This window comes from Streptomyces sp. NPDC097617 (assembly GCF_044761485.1).
Classification (GTDB): domain Bacteria; phylum Actinomycetota; class Actinomycetes; order Streptomycetales; family Streptomycetaceae; genus Streptomyces.
The window spans coordinates 414,083-431,591 of record NZ_JBIWCL010000004.1 but is presented as its reverse complement, the minus strand read 5'-3'; the positions used below and the strand labels follow the sequence as shown (position 1 = coordinate 431,591).

At 72.9% G+C, this 17,509-nt stretch carries 15 protein-coding genes and 1 pseudogene; 11 read left to right on the top strand and 5 right to left on the bottom strand.

Going from position 1 to position 17,509, the window contains the following annotated elements; all coding sequences use genetic code 11:
- Positions 1-32 precede the first annotated feature (32 nt).
- Positions 33-794 (top strand): maleylpyruvate isomerase family mycothiol-dependent enzyme, encoded by a 762-nt coding sequence (locus tag ACIQZO_RS10835; RefSeq protein ID WP_403623263.1) that lies wholly within the window; start codon positions 33-35, stop codon positions 792-794.
- Between the two features lie 88 nt (positions 795-882).
- On the top strand, positions 883-1,383 hold the full coding sequence (locus tag ACIQZO_RS10830; RefSeq protein ID WP_365276827.1) for a hypothetical protein: 501 nt from the start codon (positions 883-885) through the stop codon (positions 1,381-1,383).
- 25 nt (positions 1,384-1,408) lie between these two features.
- Here the strand turns inward: ACIQZO_RS10830 and kstD are convergent, their stop codons facing one another.
- From kstD to ACIQZO_RS10815, 3 genes are all read right to left on the bottom strand, one after another.
- Complete coding sequence (gene kstD / locus ACIQZO_RS10825) at positions 1,409-3,202, bottom strand: 3-oxosteroid 1-dehydrogenase (RefSeq protein ID WP_403623260.1); 1,794 nt, start codon at positions 3,200-3,202, stop codon at positions 1,409-1,411.
- A gap of 127 nt (positions 3,203-3,329) precedes the next feature.
- Complete coding sequence (locus ACIQZO_RS10820; RefSeq protein ID WP_403623257.1) at positions 3,330-3,722, bottom strand: MmcQ/YjbR family DNA-binding protein; 393 nt, start codon at positions 3,720-3,722, stop codon at positions 3,330-3,332.
- Positions 3,723-3,852: 130 nt separating this feature from the next.
- Positions 3,853-4,977 carry an aminoglycoside phosphotransferase family protein gene (locus ACIQZO_RS10815; RefSeq protein WP_403623255.1) on the bottom strand — a complete coding sequence of 375 codons (1,125 nt, stop codon included), beginning with the start codon at positions 4,975-4,977 and terminating at the stop codon, positions 3,853-3,855.
- Between the two features lie 230 nt (positions 4,978-5,207).
- Between ACIQZO_RS10815 and ACIQZO_RS10810 the strand changes: the two genes are divergently transcribed.
- Positions 5,208-6,704, top strand: a complete 1,497-nt coding sequence (locus tag ACIQZO_RS10810) for a hypothetical protein (protein ID WP_403623252.1) — start codon at positions 5,208-5,210, stop codon at positions 6,702-6,704.
- Between the two features lie 130 nt (positions 6,705-6,834).
- Here ACIQZO_RS10810 and ACIQZO_RS10805 read toward each other — a convergent pair whose 3' ends face one another.
- Positions 6,835-8,286 (bottom strand): PP2C family protein-serine/threonine phosphatase, encoded by a 1,452-nt coding sequence (locus ACIQZO_RS10805; protein WP_403623249.1) that lies wholly within the window; start codon positions 8,284-8,286, stop codon positions 6,835-6,837.
- A gap of 831 nt (positions 8,287-9,117) precedes the next feature.
- On the opposite strand from ACIQZO_RS10805, the gene ACIQZO_RS10800 reads away from it, so the two are divergent.
- The 3 genes from ACIQZO_RS10800 (at position 9,118) to ACIQZO_RS10790 (ending at position 13,125) form a co-directional block, all read left to right on the top strand.
- The gene (locus tag ACIQZO_RS10800) at positions 9,118-9,486 is read left to right on the top strand and encodes a (2Fe-2S)-binding protein (protein ID WP_403623401.1); all 369 of its coding nucleotides are present in this window, start codon (positions 9,118-9,120) and stop codon (positions 9,484-9,486) included.
- 177 nt (positions 9,487-9,663) lie between these two features.
- Positions 9,664-11,133, top strand: a complete 1,470-nt coding sequence (locus ACIQZO_RS10795; protein WP_403623246.1) for a helix-turn-helix domain-containing protein — start codon at positions 9,664-9,666, stop codon at positions 11,131-11,133.
- 51 nt (positions 11,134-11,184) lie between these two features.
- On the top strand, positions 11,185-13,125 hold the full coding sequence (locus ACIQZO_RS10790) for an APC family permease (RefSeq protein WP_403623243.1): 1,941 nt from the start codon (positions 11,185-11,187) through the stop codon (positions 13,123-13,125).
- Here ACIQZO_RS10790 and ACIQZO_RS10785 read toward each other — a convergent pair.
- Positions 13,043-14,293 (bottom strand): helix-turn-helix domain-containing protein, encoded by a 1,251-nt coding sequence (locus ACIQZO_RS10785; protein ID WP_403623240.1) that lies wholly within the window; start codon positions 14,291-14,293, stop codon positions 13,043-13,045. The two genes, ACIQZO_RS10790 and ACIQZO_RS10785, sit on opposite strands and share 83 nt — an antisense overlap.
- 129 nt (positions 14,294-14,422) lie before the next feature.
- Between ACIQZO_RS10785 and ACIQZO_RS10780 the strand changes: the two genes are divergently transcribed.
- The 5 genes and pseudogenes from ACIQZO_RS10780 (at position 14,423) to ACIQZO_RS10760 (ending at position 17,474) form a co-directional block, all read left to right on the top strand.
- Positions 14,423-14,986, top strand: a complete 564-nt coding sequence (locus ACIQZO_RS10780; protein ID WP_403623238.1) for a TetR/AcrR family transcriptional regulator — start codon at positions 14,423-14,425, stop codon at positions 14,984-14,986.
- A 56-nt stretch (positions 14,987-15,042) separates the two neighbouring features.
- Positions 15,043-15,708 (top strand): DUF6461 domain-containing protein, encoded by a 666-nt coding sequence (locus ACIQZO_RS10775; RefSeq protein WP_403623235.1) that lies wholly within the window; start codon positions 15,043-15,045, stop codon positions 15,706-15,708.
- Between the two features lie 134 nt (positions 15,709-15,842).
- Positions 15,843-16,064: pseudogene (locus ACIQZO_RS10770) on the top strand (helix-turn-helix domain-containing protein); the annotation flags it as partial.
- A gap of 181 nt (positions 16,065-16,245) precedes the next feature.
- The gene (locus ACIQZO_RS10765; protein WP_403623232.1) at positions 16,246-16,686 is read left to right on the top strand and encodes a hypothetical protein; all 441 of its coding nucleotides are present in this window, start codon (positions 16,246-16,248) and stop codon (positions 16,684-16,686) included.
- The gene (locus ACIQZO_RS10760; RefSeq protein WP_403623229.1) at positions 16,683-17,474 is read left to right on the top strand and encodes a transcriptional regulator; all 792 of its coding nucleotides are present in this window, start codon (positions 16,683-16,685) and stop codon (positions 17,472-17,474) included. The genes ACIQZO_RS10765 and ACIQZO_RS10760 overlap by 4 nt, the downstream gene beginning before the upstream one ends.
- Positions 17,475-17,509: the final 35 nt, after the last annotated feature.

The window sequence follows — 17,509 nt, the reverse complement described above, 5'->3', positions numbered from 1 at the left end:
CGCGGCCGCCTCCCGGTGGGCAGGGTGGCCGTATGGATCACGTCGAGAGGCTCGCCGCCTTCCGGACCGAGGCGGCCGCGTTCGAGAAGGCGGTGCGCCGTGCGTTCGACCTCGGTGAGCCGGTGCCCGCGGTCCCCTCGTGCCCGGGCTGGACGGTCACCGACCTCGTCCGGCACCTGGGCGGAGTGCACCGCTTCCTCGTACACGTGCTGCGCGAACGGCTCACGGCCCCGCCCGACCCAGCCGGCCCCACCCTCCCCGGGCCCCCGGACGGCCCGGACGCGCTGACCGACTGGTTCGCGCAGGGAGCCCGGGAGCTGGCGGAGCTCTTGAGCGAGCTGGGGCCGGACACGGCCGTCTGGACCTGGTCGGCGGAGCAGACCTCGGGATTCTGGCTGCGGATGCAGCTGATCGAGCTGGCCGTGCACCGCTGGGACGCCGAATCCGCCACCGGCCCCCCGGGCCGCCTCGACCCGGCCGTCGCCACGGACGCCGTGACCCAGACGTTCGAGGTGATGGCCCCGGCCCGCCGCGGCTGGCTGCGGGCACCGGCGGGTGCGGGGGAGAGGTACCGCTTCCGGCGTACCGACGGCCCCGAAACCTGGACGGTCGTCCTCTCCGGCGACCAGGTCCTGCTGGAGCCAGGTTCCACCGACCCGACGGACGTCGAGGCCGCGGGCACGGCCTCGGACCTCGCCCTGTTCCTCTGGGGCCGCCCGACACCCACCGCCCTGCGCGTCCACGGCGACGCCGCCCTGCTCCCGCACTGGTTCAGGATCGTCCCACCGGTCTGACCGCCGGGGCCGGCGGGCCCGGCCCGGGCGGGTCCCCCGATGCGGGCCCCCGGGCCGGAAAACTCGCGCGGCCACGTACCATGGCGGCATGTCCTTCCTCCGCCGCCACCGCGCCGCCACACCCGCCGGCCCGGACTTCGACGTCCTGGCCATGGACCCGGGGGACTGGCCGGGCAATCTCGGGGCCGGGCTGCTGCCCGCGCCCGACGGCAGCTGCCAGGGTGTCTTCCTCCGCTACGACCTGTTCGGCGGACGCGGACCCGCGATGATCATCGGAAACCTGCCCGAGGGTTCCCCGGCCCGGGACCTCACCGAGAGCCAGATCCCCTTCGAGGTGGCCCAGCTCCTCGACGCACTGGAGAACGACGAGGACGTCGAGGTCACCGGCGTCGAGGACTGCCCCGTCATGCAGGGCGACAACCTCCTCATCGTCCGGAAGATCAAGCTGTCGGAGTCCCGCATCTCCTGCGTCCAGTTCGACCGCAGTGACAACGTGCTGGTCACCATCGCCAGCTGGGACCGCCCGATCACCGATGACCTCTACGCCCTCCTGAAGCCGCTCCCCGCCGAGCTCTTCCAGCAGGGCTGACCGCCCCGGGGAACGGCCGCGGACCTCACGCGTCCGCGATGGCGTTCGCCGCCACGTAGCCGAACGTCATCGCGGGGCCGATCGTCGAACCCGCCCCCGCGTAGCTGTGGCCCATCACCGCCGCACTCGCGTTGCCGGCCGCGTACATGCCGGGGATCACCGAGCCGTCCGGCCGCAGGGCCCGCGCCCGCGCGTCCGTCACGATGCCGCCCTTCGTACCGAGGTCACCCGGCACGATCTTGAACGCGTAGAACGGCGGGACCCAGACGGGTGCCAGACACGAGTTCGGGTGCACGTTCGGGTCCGTGTAGTAGTGGTCGTAGGCCGTGTCGCCCCGGTGGAAGTCGGAGTCGTCGCCGTTCCACGCCTGCGCGTTGAACCGGCCCAGCGTGGCCCGCAGCGCGCCCGCCGGCACCCCGATCTGCCCCGCCAGGGCGTCCCAGGTCCACGCCTTCTTCGCCGCTCCCGCCTGGTACCACGACTCCGGGAAGGGCAGCGTCGGCAGGATGTCCTTGAACAGGTACTTGTTGCGGTAGTTCTGATCCACGATCAGCCACGCCGGGATGTGCGAGCCGACCGCTCCCCGGTCCTTCTCGTACATCACGTGCACCACATCGCTGTACGGCGCCGCCTCGTTGACGAACCGCGCCCCGTTCGCGTTCACGATCAGGCCGCCCGGCAGGGTCCGTTCGGCCAGGCAGAAGTACGGCTCTCCGGGCAGCGGGATCGACGGCCCCCACCACGCGTCCTCCATCAGCGCCAGCGAGGCCCCGGCCCGCTGGCCCGCCCGGATACCGTCGCCGGTGTTCTCCTTCGCGCCCACCGACCACTGGGTGCTGATCGGTTGCTGCTGGTACTGCGCCCGCATCTGCGCGTTGTGCTCAAAACCGCCCGAGCCGATCACCACCCCTCGCCGGGCCCGCACGGTGCCCCGTACGCCCTGCTTCTCCACCACCACGCCAGTGACCGCGCCGCCCTCCTGGACCAGGTCCACCAGCGGGCTGTTCAACCACACCGGAACCCCGGCCCGCTGGAGCCCGGCGCGCAGCCCGGCCGCAAGGGACTGGCCCATCGTCAGCGGCTTCTCGCCGCGCAGGGCCGCCTTCGCACCGCGCGCCAGGCACTCGGTCGACACGGCGAGCCCCTTGGCGCTCACCGCCGCCAGGTTCAGCCACTTGTAGTCCTGGCTGAACACCACCATCCCGGCCGGGACCGCCATGTACGCCGGGTTCAGGTGCGCCAGTTCGGCGCCCAGGATGTTCCCGTCGAGCTGGTCGGGCTCGATGGAGCGGCCGTTCGGCAGACCGCCCGGCAGATGGGGGTAGTAGTCGCTGTACCCCTCCATGAAGCGGAACCGCAGCGGGCTGTTGGCCATGACGAAGTCCAGCATCCGGGGCCCGTCGGCGAGGAACGCGGCCTGCCGGTCGGCCGGTACCTCGGGCCCGACGACGGCCGACAGGTACGTCGCCGCCTTCTGCGGGGTGTCCGGCACGCCCGCACCCAGGATCACCGAGTTGTTGGGGAGCCAGATGCCGGCGCCCGACCGTGCGGCAGATCCGCCGAAGGTCGGGGCCTTCTCGACCACCAGGACGCTCAGCCCCCGCCTGGCGGCGGTGAGCGCGGCGGTCATCCCGGCGGCCCCGGACCCGACCACGACGACGTCGTACTCGCCGAGCGGGGGGCCGTCCTGGGTGGTGTCGGCCCGGGCCGCGGCGGACGGCAGCACGGTGGCGGCGAGCACCCCGGCCCCCGTACCGGCGAGGACCGCGCGTCTGGACGGGGAGGCGGCGGAGGAGGTGCGTGAAGCGCTTGCGGACATGGGCAGGCTCCAGCGGAGTCAAGGAGGAGGGGATGTGCCTCCAGCATTTCTGATGCTGAGTCAGAAAAGGTGTTCGGGGGATCATGTGATGTCAAGGCATCCGGCACCCCGGGACAGGACCGGGCGCTCAGCCCTCCGCCCCGATCCGGGCGTCCAGTTCCTTCACGTGCCGCTTGAGGGCCACGGTGCGGTAGCTCTCCTCCACCCACTCGCACAGCACTTGCACGGAGGGCGCCCCCTGCCCGGCCAGCGGTACGGACACCCAACCGGAGCGGCCCAGACCGTAACCGCTGGGCTCCGCTCCCGGCGCGGCCATCGCGTGCCCGTGCCGGGCTTCGTCCTTCAGCTTGACGGACAGGCCGGGCTGCTGCGGCCCGTCGGCGTTCCCCAGGAAGACGAAGATCCTCTTGTTCACCTTCACCACACAGTCCTCGGGACCCCAGGGATGGTCCTCCACCGCCTCCGGAAGGCCGAGGGCGAACTCCCGGACCGCCTCCCACTTGCGCACTCCGGACTTCATCAGCGCCTCCCGTCGATCGCCCCCCCCACGCTAACGGAGAGCCCGCCGGGGCATACCCGTACCAGCGCACCCGTGAACGGGCGAAGCCCCGTGGCGGTGGGGGCCACGGGGCTTCGCGTACGGGGGACGGTCAGCGCGTGCCGACCGCCGCGCGCACCGCTCGGCGCGCCATCCCTGCATCGTCGTGCAGGCGGCGGAGCAGCAGCCGCTGCTCCTCACCGGAGGACAGGGCGCCCACCGGCAGCGACTGCGTCGGGGCGGTCGCCAGCATCGAGCGCTGCACCGCCGTCTCGGACATCCGGATCTCCCGGGTCAACACCAGCATCAGGTTGACCAGGAAGGCGTCCCGCGCGGCCGGACCGGCCGACTGCGCGAGCCGGCTGATCTGGGCGCGGGCGGCCGGGGCGTCGCCCAGCACGGTCCACAGCGTGGCCAGGTCGTATCCGGGCAGGTACCAGCCCGCGTGCTCCCAGTCGAGCAGGACCGGGCCGGCCGGCGACAGCAGCAGGTTCGACAGCAGGGCGTCACCGTGGTTGAACTGCAGTCCGGTCCCCGACATCTTCACACCGTGCAGCAGCTTCTGCAGATCGCCGAGGTCCCGGTCGGTCAGCAGCCCCAACTCGTAGTCCCGGGCGATCCGCCGCGCGTAGTTCATCGGGGTGCCGAAGAGATCCGCCGGCGGCCGCCACTGGTTGACCCGGCACACCGCGCCCAGGGCCGCCCGGAGGTCCACCCGCGGCGGCGGCTCCACCGGGTGCCGCTGCAGCGCCGCGACCCGGCCCGCCATCCGTTCCACCACCAGCGTGCAGTTCTCGGGGTCGGCGGCGATCAGCCGCGGCACCCGGACCGGCGGGCGGTGCCGGACGAACGCCCGGTATGCCGCTATTTCGTGCCGGTAGCGCTCACGCCACTCGGGCGAGTGATCCAGTAAGACCTTCGCGACGGCGGTCATCCGTCCGGTGGTGCCCACCAGGAGGACGGAGCGGCCGCTGCGCCGCAGTACCTGCACCGGGGCGAACTCCGGACAGATGCGCTGCACCGAGGCGAGCGCGGTGCGCAGCTGTGCCCCCTGCGGCCCCGAGAGGTCGATTCGGCCGCTGACGGGCTGGGATCCGGTACCCGGCATGCGCCGCGCCCGGACGATGCCCTGCGCCGGGGCCGACGGGCGGCCGGGTTCGAGGTAGGGGCCGCCGCCCGTCGGAAGCGTGCGGTGCGGCCGGACCGGTGCGGACACGGAGGACGTTGCTGCGTACATGGTGATACGGATCCCTTCGTGCGCCGACGAGTTGCGTACGCCGCCCCGCCGGATCCCGTGCTTCACCCTGGGGAGTTCCGTCGGTGACCGGGTCGGGGAGGCGCATTCCTACCTGACACCCGGCGCAAGGTGGCGAACCATCGGGCGTGCCCTGGCGAAGCCTGGCGAATAGTCGCTGGGCATCTGACGGCGGGCTACTGTCAACTCAGCCGAGAACCTGGGGGCTTGACGTGAGCAAAGGTCCAAACACCCGCTTGAACGACCTGTTCGGCCTGGCCGGCTGGTCGAAGGGCGAACTGGCGAGGATGGTGAACCGGCAGGCGGCGGCCATGGGCCACCCCCAGCTGGCCACCGACACCTCGCGGGTGCGGCGCTGGATCGACATGGGGGAGGCCCCCCGCGAACCGGTGCCCACGGTACTGGCAGCACTGTTCACCGAGCGGCTCGGTCGTGTCGTGACCATCGAGGACCTCGGGTTCGTACGGCAGCGGCGCACCTCCAAACGGCAGCCGGACGGGGCTCGTGAGAACCCCGACGGGATGCCGTGGGCGCCCGAACGCACAGCCGCGGTCCTCACCGAATTCACGGGAATGGACCTCATGCTCAACCGTCGCGGTCTGATGGGCGCGGGAGCGGTGCTCACCGCCGGCTCCGCCCTCAGCAACGCCATGTACGACTGGCTGCACACCGACCCCGCCCTGGCCAAGGAGACCCGGAACTTCGGGGATTCCTTCCAGGCCGACCCAGCGGGCTACGACCGCTACGAGGCCGCCCCGATCGGCTCCCAGGAGATCGAGGCCCTGGAGCGCTCCGTCGACGTGTTCCGCGCCTGGGACGCCTCCAGGGGCGGCGGTCTCCAGCGCAAGGCCGTCGTCGGCCAGCTCAACGAGGTGGGCGGCATGCTGGCCTACCACCACCCCGACCACCTCCAGCGGCGGCTGTGGGGGGTGGCGGCCAACCTGGCCGTCCTCGCGGGCTGGATGTCCCACGACGTGGGCCTGGAACCCACCGCGCAGAAGTACTTCGTCATCGCCGCGCACGCGGCCCGCGAGGGGGGCGACCGGCCGCGCGCCGGAGAGGCGCTGTCCCGCGCCGCCCGACAGATGGTGCACCTGGGCAAGCCGAACGAGGCCCTGGACCTGATGAAGCTCGCCCAGTCCGGCTCCGGCGAGCAGACCCTGCCGCGCACCCGCGCCATGCTGCACACCATCGAGGCCTGGGCACAGGCCGCCATGGGCAAGGGCCAGGCCATGCGCCGCACCCTGGGCGAGGCGGAGGAGCTGTTCGTCTCCGACAAGGGCGATGTACCGCCGCCCAGTTGGATGCAGCACTTCGACGAGGCGGACCTGCACGGCATGCAGGCCCTGGCCTACCGGACCCTGGCGGACCATGACGCCGCTGCGGCGCCCGTCGCCGCGCGCCACGCCAAGGAGGCCCTGCGGCTGCGCGGCGAGGGCTACCAGCGCTCGCAGATCTTCGACTACATCTCCTTGGCCTCGGCCTGCTTCATCGCCGACGAGCCGGAGCAGGCCGACCGGTACGCCCGCCTCGCCCTGGTGTCGATGAACGAGACCTCCTCGCACCGGACCTGGGACCGGTTGCGCGAGATGTACCGGCTCACCGCCCAGTACTCCGGGTACGCGCGCATCGAGGACCTGCGCCAGGAGATCGCGCTGGCCCTTCCGGACACCCCGGCGCAGCGCGGTCCGCGCGCCACGGGGGTATGATCCACGCCGGCCCCCGCCCACCCGGCCCCGCACGCCCGGTACGGACCCGCCCGGTACGGAGCCCCATGCACGGAGACGAGAAAGGCCGCGCCTTCCGGCGCGGCCCCGAAGCCCTTACGAACGGCGCCCGTTACCCGCCGACCCGGGCGACGAGCACACAGGCGTCGTCCTCCCGCTCGCTCTCGCCGAACTCCTCGATCACGATCCGCACACAGTCCTGCGCCGAGCGCGCCGCCGCGAACCGGGGCGCGAGCGCCAGCAGCCGCTCGGTGCCGTCCGCCCGGCTGAACTCGATGCTGCGCGGCGTGAGTCCGTCCGTGTGCAGGATCAGCAGGTCGCCCACTTCGAGCCGTTCCTCGGCCTGCCCGTACGAGGCTCCGGAGGTCGCGCCCAGCAGGACGCCCTCCGGCGGCAGCAAGGAGCGGCCCGAGCCCCGGCGGAACAGCAGGGGCGCCGGGTGGCCCGCCTGCGCCCAGGACAGCACCTGGCGCGCGGGGTCGTACCGGCAGCACACGGCCGAGCCGAGCGCGGGTTGTACGGAGGTCTCCAGAAGCTGGTTGAGCCAGCCCATCAGCGGGCCCGGCTCGATACCTGCCATGGCCATGCCGCGCAGGGCGCCCAGCATCATCGCCATCCCGGAGGTGGCGGTCACCCCGTGCCCGGTCAGGTCGCCGACCGTCAGCATCGAGCGGCCGTCGGGGAGTTCGAGTGCGTCGTACCAGTCGCCGCCGATCAGCGCGCTGGTCGCGGAGGGCAGGTAGTGCGCGGCCGTGTCCAGGGTGCCGGCGCTGCCGTACGGGAACCGCAGGGAGCCGCGCCACGGGGGGAGCACGGCTTCCTGCAGCTCGACCGCCAGCCGGTGCTCGGTCTGCGCGATCTCCCGCTGGCGCTGCAGCGAGTCACGGGACTCGCGCACCGCGCGCTGGCTCCGGCGCAGTTCACTCACGTCCCGCAGGACGGCCCACATCGAGGCCGTACAGCCGTCGGCGTCGAGTACCGGCTCGCCCCTCATGTGCAAGGTCCGGACCCGGCCGTCGGTCCGGACGATGCGGAACTCGCCGTCGATCGGTTTGCCGTCCACCAGGCAGGCGGTGACCCACGCGGTAAGTAATGGCTGGTCCTCGGAGAAGAGGGTCGAACCCAGTTCGTCGAGGGGAAGCGCGCCGGACTCGGGCGAGCGGCCGAAGATCTGGAACAGCTCGTCGGACCAACTGACCTCGTCGGTCAGCAGGTTCCACTCGGCGCTGCCGACGCGGGTCTGGGCCTCGGGCCCGACCTCGGGCGCCGGCTGCGGGCACTTGACGCGCACGGGCACCGACTGTGCGTACTCGACGCTCACGGGCACCGGCGGCAGGCCTTCCTTGAGCTGGCCGAGGTGCTCGCCGAGGTCGTCGAGGTGGTGGACGGCGAGATCGCACAGAGCGCGCTGCCAGCGGCCCTGGGCGTCGTCGTCGTCCACGACGGTGTCGCGGCGGACCGCGTCCACTTCTCCCCGCAGCCGCCGGGTCTGCGAGATCAGCGCGTCCACCGACCCTGGCTCGGGCGGCTGCGCGGGACGGTCCGCGAACAGGTGGGACGGCATGAGAACTCCGATACAGGCGCGGCACGGCCAAGTCTGAAGGAAGGACCGGTAACGACTGTTGCATAGGGCGCGACGGTGTGTAAGGCGTTTGGCAACATCCGCTACGTCCTTGCTTCTGGTATATGCCTCAGGCCTAGCGGGCCTTCGGACGCGTACGAACGAATCCGGTCAGGGGCTCTGCGGGGTGACGGAGCGGCACTCGCCGGTCCTGGCGGCGGCGCGGTCGGAAGGGCGGCCGGAATCCGGCCATCCGGGGCCCGGGGCTCGATCGTACGACCGAGGTGTACGAGCCCGGGCCGCCGCAGAAATCGCGTAAGGAACGGATCAAGGCGACCCGCGGAGATACCCCCGAACGAGTGATGTGGCCTTGGCGACTCGGCGGAATCGGGGCTTCCCACCGCACCACCGGGTCGCTACTCTACGTGCCGGTAATAACGGGGGAGGTCTGCGCGGGCGGACCCGCACAGCGTGGGGGTCACACAACGACATGGCCGGCCGTCACCACGCCGATACGAACGCCGCGGGGCAGAGCCGCCGTTCGTTCCTCACCCACCTCGTCGCCGCGCCGACCCTCGCCCTGGTCACCCGGGCCGGGGCCGACGCGCCGGCCCCGCAGGCCGCCCACGCCGTCGTCCCGACCCTGCCGGCCATCGCCGACGTGATCGACCTCGGCGACCTGTTCATCCTGGCCGGCGCCCCCACCTCGGCCCTGCTGGCGCTCGTCGTCGAGGCCGACGGCACCGTTCGCTTCCGGCTGCCGCGCGAGGAGGTCGGCCGAGCGTCACCGTGGACGCGCCCGACGACCTGCCCCTGTTGTGGGTGCTCCGCGACATGCTGGGCGTCCGCGGCCCCAAGTACGGCTGCGGGGTGGACGTCTGCAAGGCCTGCACCAGTCACCTGGACGGCGCCGACATCCGCCCCTGCGTGGTGCCCGTCTCCGCCTGCGCCGGCCGGGCGGTGACCACCATCGAGGGTCTGGCGAACGGGGACGATCTGCATCCCGTGCAGGAGGCCTGGCTCGAACAGGACGTCGCCCAGTGCGGCTTCTGCCAGCCCGGCCAGATCATGGCCGCCGTCGCCCTGCTCAAGCGGACCGCCGATCCCACGGACGAGGACATCGACGCCATCGCCAACATCTGCCGCTGCGGTACCTACTTCCGCATCCGGGAGGCCATCCGCAGCGCGGCGCGCCGGATGTGAGTGGCGGCGGGATCCCGTGGCTTCCCCCGTGTCCGATCCAATCGAAGCCGCCGGGATCCTGCCGCTCGTTCCCCAACCTATGCGCGGACGGGGCTGCGCGCAGGGTTCGTCCTGCCCAGTGACCGGGCGAGACGGGTATCACAGCGCACAGTGTGCGGCGGGTGGTTGAATGCGGCCGTGTCCCGGTCCGACGACATCCTCAAGGTCCACCGGCTCGCCCGCGCCGGAGGATCGGCCGCGCTGCTGGAGTGGCTCGCGTCCCACCTCGGAGGCTGGGTCGGGGTGGTGGACGCCGAAGCCGGGCACGGACGGGCTCCCGAAGCCGCCGTGCGCGGCGCCGCCGAGCTGGCGGCCCGCGGTGTACGGTCGGCGGTCCTGCACGGCGCCGACTCCGCGACGCTGCTGTTCGCCCTGGACGGCCCGCGTGCGCTGGCCGCCGTACTGCCGCAGCCGCACCACCCCGACGCCCCGGCACTCCTCGCGGACGCCGCCGTACCGCTCGACCTCGTCCTGCGTGCCGAGGAGGCCGGACGACGGGAGGAACGGGTCCGGCGCGCCGAGGCGCAGACCCGCGAGGCCGTTCTCCACCTGCTGATGAACGGCTGGCTGTCCACCGCCCGCCAGATCGCCGGGACCCTGGGTCCCGCGCTGCCCGACCCGATGCGGATGTACGTCGTCGAATGCCCGGCCGGACGGCGCACCGAAGTGAGTCGACTGTGCCGGGAACTGACGGGCGGCCGGGCCTGGATCGTGCGCTGCCCGGTCTACGTACGCCACCTCATCGTGCTCGCCCCGCCCGCCCCCGCCCCGGCGTCCGGCGCCGACGACCCGCTGGCCGCCGCGCTGGTGGAGGGGGCCCCGGACTGCGCGGTCGGCGTCAGCGGGGAGATGCGCCTGGACGAGGCGCCGGCCGCCTACACCCAGGCCTTCCACGCGCTCGCCGTCGCCCGGGGCCGCGCCGACCGCCACGCCCGCTTCGGGCCCGGACCCGAACTGGCGCTCGCCGCGCACGAGGCGGGGGCCGGCTGGGCCGAGGCCCTGCTCGCACCCCTGCACACGTACGCGCCCCGGCGCCCCCAGGACCCCGGCGGGCAGGAGTTGCGCGCCACCGCCCACGCCTGGCTGAACTTCACCTCGCACGCCACCCGGCTGCTGAAGGTCCACCGCAACACCCTGGCGGCCCGGCTCCGGCTGATCGAGGCGCTGCTCGGCCTGAACCTCGCCCGCCTGGCGGACCAGGCGGCGCTCTCGCTGGCGCTGCGGCTGACCCCGGGGGCAGCGGCGCGAAGCGGTGCCTCCCCGGCCGGCGTCCCGCCGACCGACGCTCCGCCGACCGACGCTCCGCCGACCGACGCTCCCCGGCTCGACGAGGTGCTGCGCGATCCGCGGCTGACCGGCTGGGCCCGTACCCACCTGAGCGGGCTGACCGGACCGGACGCCCCGCCCGGAGCCCGTGACACGATCCGCGTCTGGCTGGCCCACGACGCCCAACTCGTCCCGACGGCCGACGCGCTGGGCGTCTCCGTCCCCGGTGCCCGCAAGCGGCTGACCCGTATCGAGGCGCTGCTGGAGCGTTCCCTGCTGCAGTCGCCCAGCGCCCGGCACGACCTGTGGCTGGCGCAGCGGGCGGAGGAGCTCGCCGGGTGACACAAGCCCCAAAAGGGCTGTTGGGTGAAGTAAATGCATGATCATGCATGAATGAGGCGTATCAATGCGAAACGTATGTTGGTCGGCGAACCCCTCGACACCGCCCGGCTGGGCGAGACCCTGCTGCCCAAGCGGCTCGCCCTGCCGATCTTCTGCAGCGACCCGCTCTCCTCCGTGGCCTACGCCACCGAGGAGATCCTGCTGATCCTCGCCCTCGGCGGCGTCGCACTGCTGCACCTCACCTGGTACGCGGCCGCCGCCATCGTCTTCCTGCTCATCGTCGTCGTCGCCTCGTACCGGCAGACCTGCCACGCCTATCCCGGCGGCGGCGGCGCCTACGTCGTCAGCTCCGAGAACCTCGGGCAGAGCGCCGCGCTCACCGCCGCCAGCGCCCTGCTCGTCGACTACGTGATGACCGTCGCCGTCTCCGTCGTCTCGGGCGTCTCCGCCATCACCTCGGCCATTCCCGCACTGAACGACCACGAAGTGGGCCTGTCCGTCGCCTTCGTGGTGCTGCTGACCCTGATGAACCTGCGCGGCGTACGGGAGTCGGGCCGCGTCTTCGCCATCCCCACCTACGGCTTCGTCCTGGTCATCTACCTCATGTTCGCCGTCGCCGCGGTCCGGCTCGGCACCGGCGACACCATCCGCGCCGAGTCCGCCGGCCTCCCGATCACCCCGGTCGACACCTACACCGGCCTCGCCCTGGTGTTCCTCACGATGCGGGCCTTCGCCTCCGGGTGCACCGCCCTCACGGGCGTCGAGGCGATCAGCAACGGCGTCCCCGCCTTCCGCAAGCCCAAGGCCAAGAACGCGGCGACCACGCTCGCCGCGATGGGCGTGCTGTCCGTGACGATGTTCGTCGGCATCACCGCCCTCGCCATGTCGTACCAGGTGCACGTGGCGGCCGACCCCACCGAACTGGGCCTGCCCCCGGGCACCGCGACCTCCACCGCCCTCGCCCAGATCGGCCGTGCCACCTTCGGCAGCTGGCACTTCCTGTTCTACCTGCTCCAGGCCGTCACCGCGGGCGTCCTGATCCTCGCCGCGAACACCGCCTTCAACGGCTTCCCGATGCTCGCCTCGATCCTGGCCCGGGACCGGTACGCGCCCCGTCAGTTGTTCAACCGCGGCGACCGGCTCGTCTACTCCAACGGCGTCGTCCTGCTGGCCCTCGCCGCCATGGCCCTCATCGTGGCCTTCGACGCCGAACTGACCCGCCTCATCCAGCTCTACATCATCGGGGTATTCGTCTCCTTCACCCTCTCCCAGTCGGGCATGGTCCGGCACTGGAGGAGGGTGCTCGCCTCACCCACCACCCCGCGCGAGGAGCGGATCCACATCCACCGCAGGCTCGCCATCAACGCGGTCGGCGCCACCCTGACCGCCCTGGTCCTGGTCATCGTCCTGCTCACCAAGTTCACGCACGGCGCCTGGCTGGTGGTCATCGCCATGCCGCTGCTCTTCCTCGGCATGAAGGGCGTGCGCCGCCACTACGACCGGGTCGCCCGGCAGGTCGCCATCGCCCCCGACGCCACCCCGCGCAGGCCCGCCCACCACCACGTACTGGTGCTGGTCGCCGCCGTGCACGCCCCGACGCTCAAGGCCATCGGCTACGCGCAGGGGCTGCGCCCCGACACCCTGACGGCGGTCACCGTCGCGGCGGACGAGGGGGAGGCGACCCGGCTGCGCGAGGCGTGGGCCGAGCACGACACCGGCCTTCCGCTGAAGATCCTGCACTCGCCGTACCGGGAGGTGGTGGGCCCGATCCTGGCCCACGTCGAGGACCTGGCCGCCGACGCCTCGACGGACATGCTGTCCGTGGTGATCCCCGAGTACGTGGTCGGCCACTGGTGGGAGCAGCCCCTGCACAACCAGAACGCCCTGCGGCTGAAGGCGCGGCTGCTGTTCACCCCGGGCGTCGCTGTGATCGACGTGCCGTACCTCCTGGAGTCGGCGAAACCCGCTGGTCCACCGCGGCGGGACGGGTAGCCGACTCCGCGGCGGCCCGCTGCAGTACCGCCGAGTGCGCCAGCGCCAACTCCACCACGTGCCGCGGGTCGGACAGCGAGCGGCCGGTCAGCTGCTCCAGGCGGCGCAGCCGGTTGGAGACCGTGTTGCGGTGGCAGTACAGCCGCTGCGCGGCGTACGTGGTCGAGCCCTGGCAGCTCAGCCAGGTGCCCAGGGTGGTCAGTAGCGTCCGCCGGTCCTCCGCGGGCAGCGCGAGCACCGGCCCCAGCACCACCTGGCGCAGCCGCCCGGCGAGTTCGGCCTGGGCCGCGACCAGCGCCGTCGGCAGCCGCTCGTCCAGCAGGGCCGTGCGCGGGCCCTCGGATTCGGGGGCGGTGCGCAGCGCGAGGGCGGCCAGCCAGTGCGCCCGGGCCAGCTCGGCGGGCGCCGCGACGACCGGGCTGACCCCGGCGCGTACGCCGAGGGGCGCGAGGAGGTCCCGTACGGACTCCAGCGGATGGTGGCCCAGCTCCACCAGGCCGATCTCCCCGTCGGCGCGCACCCGCCACAGCACGCGCGGGGATCCGGCGCCTCCGGCCGCGGCGCCGGATCCGTCGGGGGCGAGCACGACCACCGCGAAGCGCCCCCGTTCCGGCAGCCCCAGCGCGGCGGCGGCGGCCGCCTCCGCCGCAGTGGCCGGGGGTCCGTCGGCGCCGTCGAGCAGGACGTCCAGCAGGGCGGCCCGGCGCTCCCGTTCCCGTTCGCCGTGCACGCTCTCCGCGTGGTGGTACGACTCGGTCACGGCGTCCGTCATCTGGTCCAGTACGTCCCACAGCGCGGCCGCTCCGGGCAGCAGACGGGGCAGCGCCGCCCGGTCGTGGGCGGTCACGGCCTCGGTCATGCTCTGCCAGAGCAGCCGGCCGCCGCGGCGGTAGGTGCGCAGCAGAGAGGCGAGCGGCAGGCCCTGTTCGGCACGGAGCGTGCCGATGGCCCGGGTGTCGGCGAGGTCCACCGGCAGACCGCGCGCGCTGCGCACCAGGCCCTCGACGGCCTGGCGGAGGTTGTGGTGGATCCGCTCGCGCAGCTCGGCCCGGCCCAGCAGGGCGGCGTAGGCGGGGTCTTCGGCCAGCGTCCGGTCGGCGAGCCGGTCCGCAGCCACCGCGATCCGGCGGGACAGGTCCTCGCGTATCTCCTCGATGATCCGCTCCATGACGCGCAGCCTGACACGGGGGAGGGGGCGGTGGGGAGGGCCCGGACCGGCCGCGTCCGCTACCGTGAGCGAAGCACTGCACTTGCAGTGCTCACCGGAATCGCCCCCTCCACCCCCAGGGATCCGCTCATGCGCCAGAACCCGCAGCGCCGCGCGGCGCTGCTCGACGCCGCCATCGAAGTCCTGGCGCGCGAGGGCTCACGCGGTCTGACCCTGCGCGCCGTTGACGCCGAGGCGGCCGTGCCCACGGGCACCACCACGAACTACTTCGCCAACCGGTCCCAGCTGCTCGTGCAGATCCTGCACCGCACCAGGGAACGGCTGGTCCCGGACCCGGCGGACCTCGCGGGCCCGCCCGACACCTCCGTCCTGCTGACCCGGCTCCTGGAACGGATGCGGCGCGAGCGCAGTGTGCACATCGCGATGCTGGAGCTGCGGCTGGAGGGCACCCGGCGTCCCGAACTCCAGGCGGAGCTGGCCGCCTTCCAGGGCCTGGAGCTGGAGGCCAACATCACCTGGCACCTGGACGCGGGCCTGCCCGGGGACCGCCAGGGCGTGGTCCTCATGTACCTGGCGATGCTCGGCCTGATCGTGGACGACCTGACCGCGCCCGCGATGCTCGAGGCGCACCCGGTGCACGGGCTCATTCAAACGATGGTCGAGCGCCTCCTCCCGGAGCAGCCCGCGGACTGACTATCGTGCCGGTGAACAAGCGCCGGCGGGGTGGGGAAACCGTGGGGAGTGCGGACATGGCGGACATCGCAGAGGGCACGGCGCGGCCGGCGCAGGCGTCGGACACGGCGCAGGCGCCCGGCACGGCGGACGGGATCCGGTGGCTGGCGGACTGGGACCAGTGGTTCGCCGGGCTGACCTTCGCCCGGGGGATAGGCCCCGACGAACTCGCCGCGCGGCTCGGCGCGCTGCCGGGTGTGCACCCGGGGCCGCTGGGGGCGCCGGGCGCCTGGAGCATGGTCGCCGAGACGGTGGACGGCGACGGCGTGGCCCGGGTCGGCAGGTGGGGCGGCTGGTCCTTCGCCGTCGAACACGGCCTGCCGGCCGGAGCGGAACGGCTCACCGAGGTCTCGCGGGGCGGGGTCGAGGCCGTCCACCTCGACCCGCAGCCCGACCACCCGCCCAAGCAGTTCGCGTACGCCCGGGACGGAGAGCTGGTCTGCTGCTTCGGCCTCGGCGAGGAACTCTGGCGCGGTGGCCACCGGCCGGACTTCCTGCTGCCGGAGCTGATCGCGGCCGGGATCCTCACCGCGGACGGCGCGTGCGCCCGGCCGGCCGACGAGGCGGACCGGGGCCGCGACCGCCGGATCCTCGCCGTTATTGAGCGCCGTTTCGGACTGTCCCTGCCGCGCCGGCTGATCGCGGACACCCCGCTCCCCGCGTACGTGACCTGCACGCGCTAGCGGCCGCCCGCCGGTTCCCGGGCTCCAGGATGCGGTGATCTTATGCTCAGGTTTACGCGAGTCCGCTGGTTTTGCGCCCGGTGAGCGACTTTGATGGGTTCGCCAGGCCTCGTACCGAAGCAGGGGGACCAGTCATGGGCACCGACCACGGTCAGAAGGACAGCACACCCACCCTGATCGGTTCCGTGCAGCGCGCGCTGCGCCTCCTGGAGGCGGTGTCCGCGGAGGGCGGGGCGACGGCCAAACGGCTGGCCCGGCTCACCGGGATCCCCCTGCCCACCGTTTACCACCTGCTGCGCACCCTCAGCCACGAGGGCTACGTGCTGCGCGAGGGAGGGTCGTTTCGCCTCGCGGACGATCTTCCGCTCGCTTCGTGATCAAATTCTGACGCGTTCCGGCCAAGCTCTCACACGCTTCCTGGCATGTTCCAGCGGAAAATGCCAGAACGCCCTTTCGTACTGTGGAACTTGAGTAAGTTCCCTCCTGTCGCGCCGTACGACCGTGCACCCAGCACGTCCGGCCGGGAGGGGAGCCCGCGTGCCCGGGATCGACGAATGCCTGCTCGAAGCCATGGCCCTGCCTGGTGCGCGGGGGGCCGCGCTGGTCGACTGGAGCAGCGGACTGGCCCTCGGCACCGCCGGGGAATCACCTGTGGGCGACCACGAGACCACCGCCGCCGAGACCGCTGAACTGGCCCGGGCGGCAGCCGAGTACGAGTCCTTCGCACCCGCGGGGACCGACCCGGCACACGGCGGCGGAGCCGTATCCTCCGCCGGTTCGTCCGCCGGCTTATCCGCCGGCCCGCCCGTCGAGGATCTGATCGTCACCACCCGCACTGGATACCACGTACTGCGCTTCGTCGAGACGAGCTTCGACAGCAGCGTATTCCTGCACCTGTGGCTCGACCGCGCGGACGGCAACCTCGCCCTCGCGCGCCACAGGCTCCGCGCCCTGGCCGAGGGACTGGTGCTCAGATGACCACCTCGGTCGCGACCGTGAACGCTTTCGCCGCTGTCTCCCCCCTACTCACCCGACTCGCCGCGGAGCGCGCTACCGGCGCGCTGCTCCGCGACCGCGGCACCCTCTTCCTTGAGGACGGCCGCATCGTGCACGCGGAGAGCCCGGCCACCCCGGGTCTCGACGTACTGCTCACCACCGGCGGCGGCCTCGCACCCGAGCGCTGGCGGGAGGCGGTGGACCGGGCAGGCGCCCGCCGCCAGGTCGCCCGTTTCCTCGTGGACAGCGGCGGCCTCGCCGGCGGGGAGCTGGAGATATGCCATCTCGCCGCCATATTCGACGCCGCCTTCTTCGCCCTCTCCCCGGGCAGCGGCCCCTCCCGGTTCCGCCGCGGGGCCACCCACTGGATCGGCTCCGTCCGCTCCGTTCCCGCCGCCGCCGTCGAGCGGGAAACCCGGCGCCGCCGGGACCTGCTCGACGCGGTCTGGCCGTATCCCCTGCTCGACACCTCCCCGGTGGTGCCCCGGGCGGCCGCGCCCGGCCAGACGGTCACCGCCCGGCAGCGGACCCTGCTCGGCCAGGCCGACGGCCTGCGCACCCCGGCCGACCTCGCATGGGTCCTGGGCCGACCCGCGTTCCACACCCTGCTCGACGTACGGCGCCTCGCGGCGGCCGGACTCGTCGAGACCCCGTACACCCCGGCCCCGCCACCGGCCGTGCCGCCCCTGCCCGACTGGATGACCGAGGCCCAATCCCCGGACGTGGCGCTGCTCCGCCGGTTACGCGACGCACTGGAGGCAAGCCTGTGAGGCTCCCGCTGCGACCGGCCCTGCGAGCCGACCGC

Bases quoted from the DNA above. Each gene is read 5' to 3' on its own strand.
- ACIQZO_RS10835 (WP_403623263.1), top strand. From the start codon at position 33: ATGGATCACGTCGAGAGGCTCGCCGCCTTCCGGACCGAGGCGGCCGCG.
- ACIQZO_RS10830 (WP_365276827.1), top strand. From the start codon at position 883: ATGTCCTTCCTCCGCCGCCACCGCGCCGCCACACCCGCCGGCCCGGAC.
- kstD (WP_403623260.1), bottom strand. From the start codon at position 3,202: ATGTCCGCAAGCGCTTCACGCACCTCCTCCGCCGCCTCCCCGTCCAGA.
- ACIQZO_RS10820 (WP_403623257.1), bottom strand. From the start codon at position 3,722: ATGAAGTCCGGAGTGCGCAAGTGGGAGGCGGTCCGGGAGTTCGCCCTC.
- ACIQZO_RS10815 (WP_403623255.1), bottom strand. From the start codon at position 4,977: ATGTACGCAGCAACGTCCTCCGTGTCCGCACCGGTCCGGCCGCACCGC.
- ACIQZO_RS10805 (WP_403623249.1), bottom strand. From the start codon at position 8,286: ATGCCGTCCCACCTGTTCGCGGACCGTCCCGCGCAGCCGCCCGAGCCA.
- ACIQZO_RS10800 (WP_403623401.1), top strand. From the start codon at position 9,118: ATGCTGGGCGTCCGCGGCCCCAAGTACGGCTGCGGGGTGGACGTCTGC.
- ACIQZO_RS10790 (WP_403623243.1), top strand. From the start codon at position 11,185: ATGAGGCGTATCAATGCGAAACGTATGTTGGTCGGCGAACCCCTCGAC.
- ACIQZO_RS10785 (WP_403623240.1), bottom strand. From the start codon at position 14,293: ATGGAGCGGATCATCGAGGAGATACGCGAGGACCTGTCCCGCCGGATC.
- ACIQZO_RS10780 (WP_403623238.1), top strand. From the start codon at position 14,423: ATGCGCCAGAACCCGCAGCGCCGCGCGGCGCTGCTCGACGCCGCCATC.
- ACIQZO_RS10775 (WP_403623235.1), top strand. From the start codon at position 15,043: ATGGCGGACATCGCAGAGGGCACGGCGCGGCCGGCGCAGGCGTCGGAC.
- ACIQZO_RS10760 (WP_403623229.1), top strand. From the start codon at position 16,683: ATGACCACCTCGGTCGCGACCGTGAACGCTTTCGCCGCTGTCTCCCCC.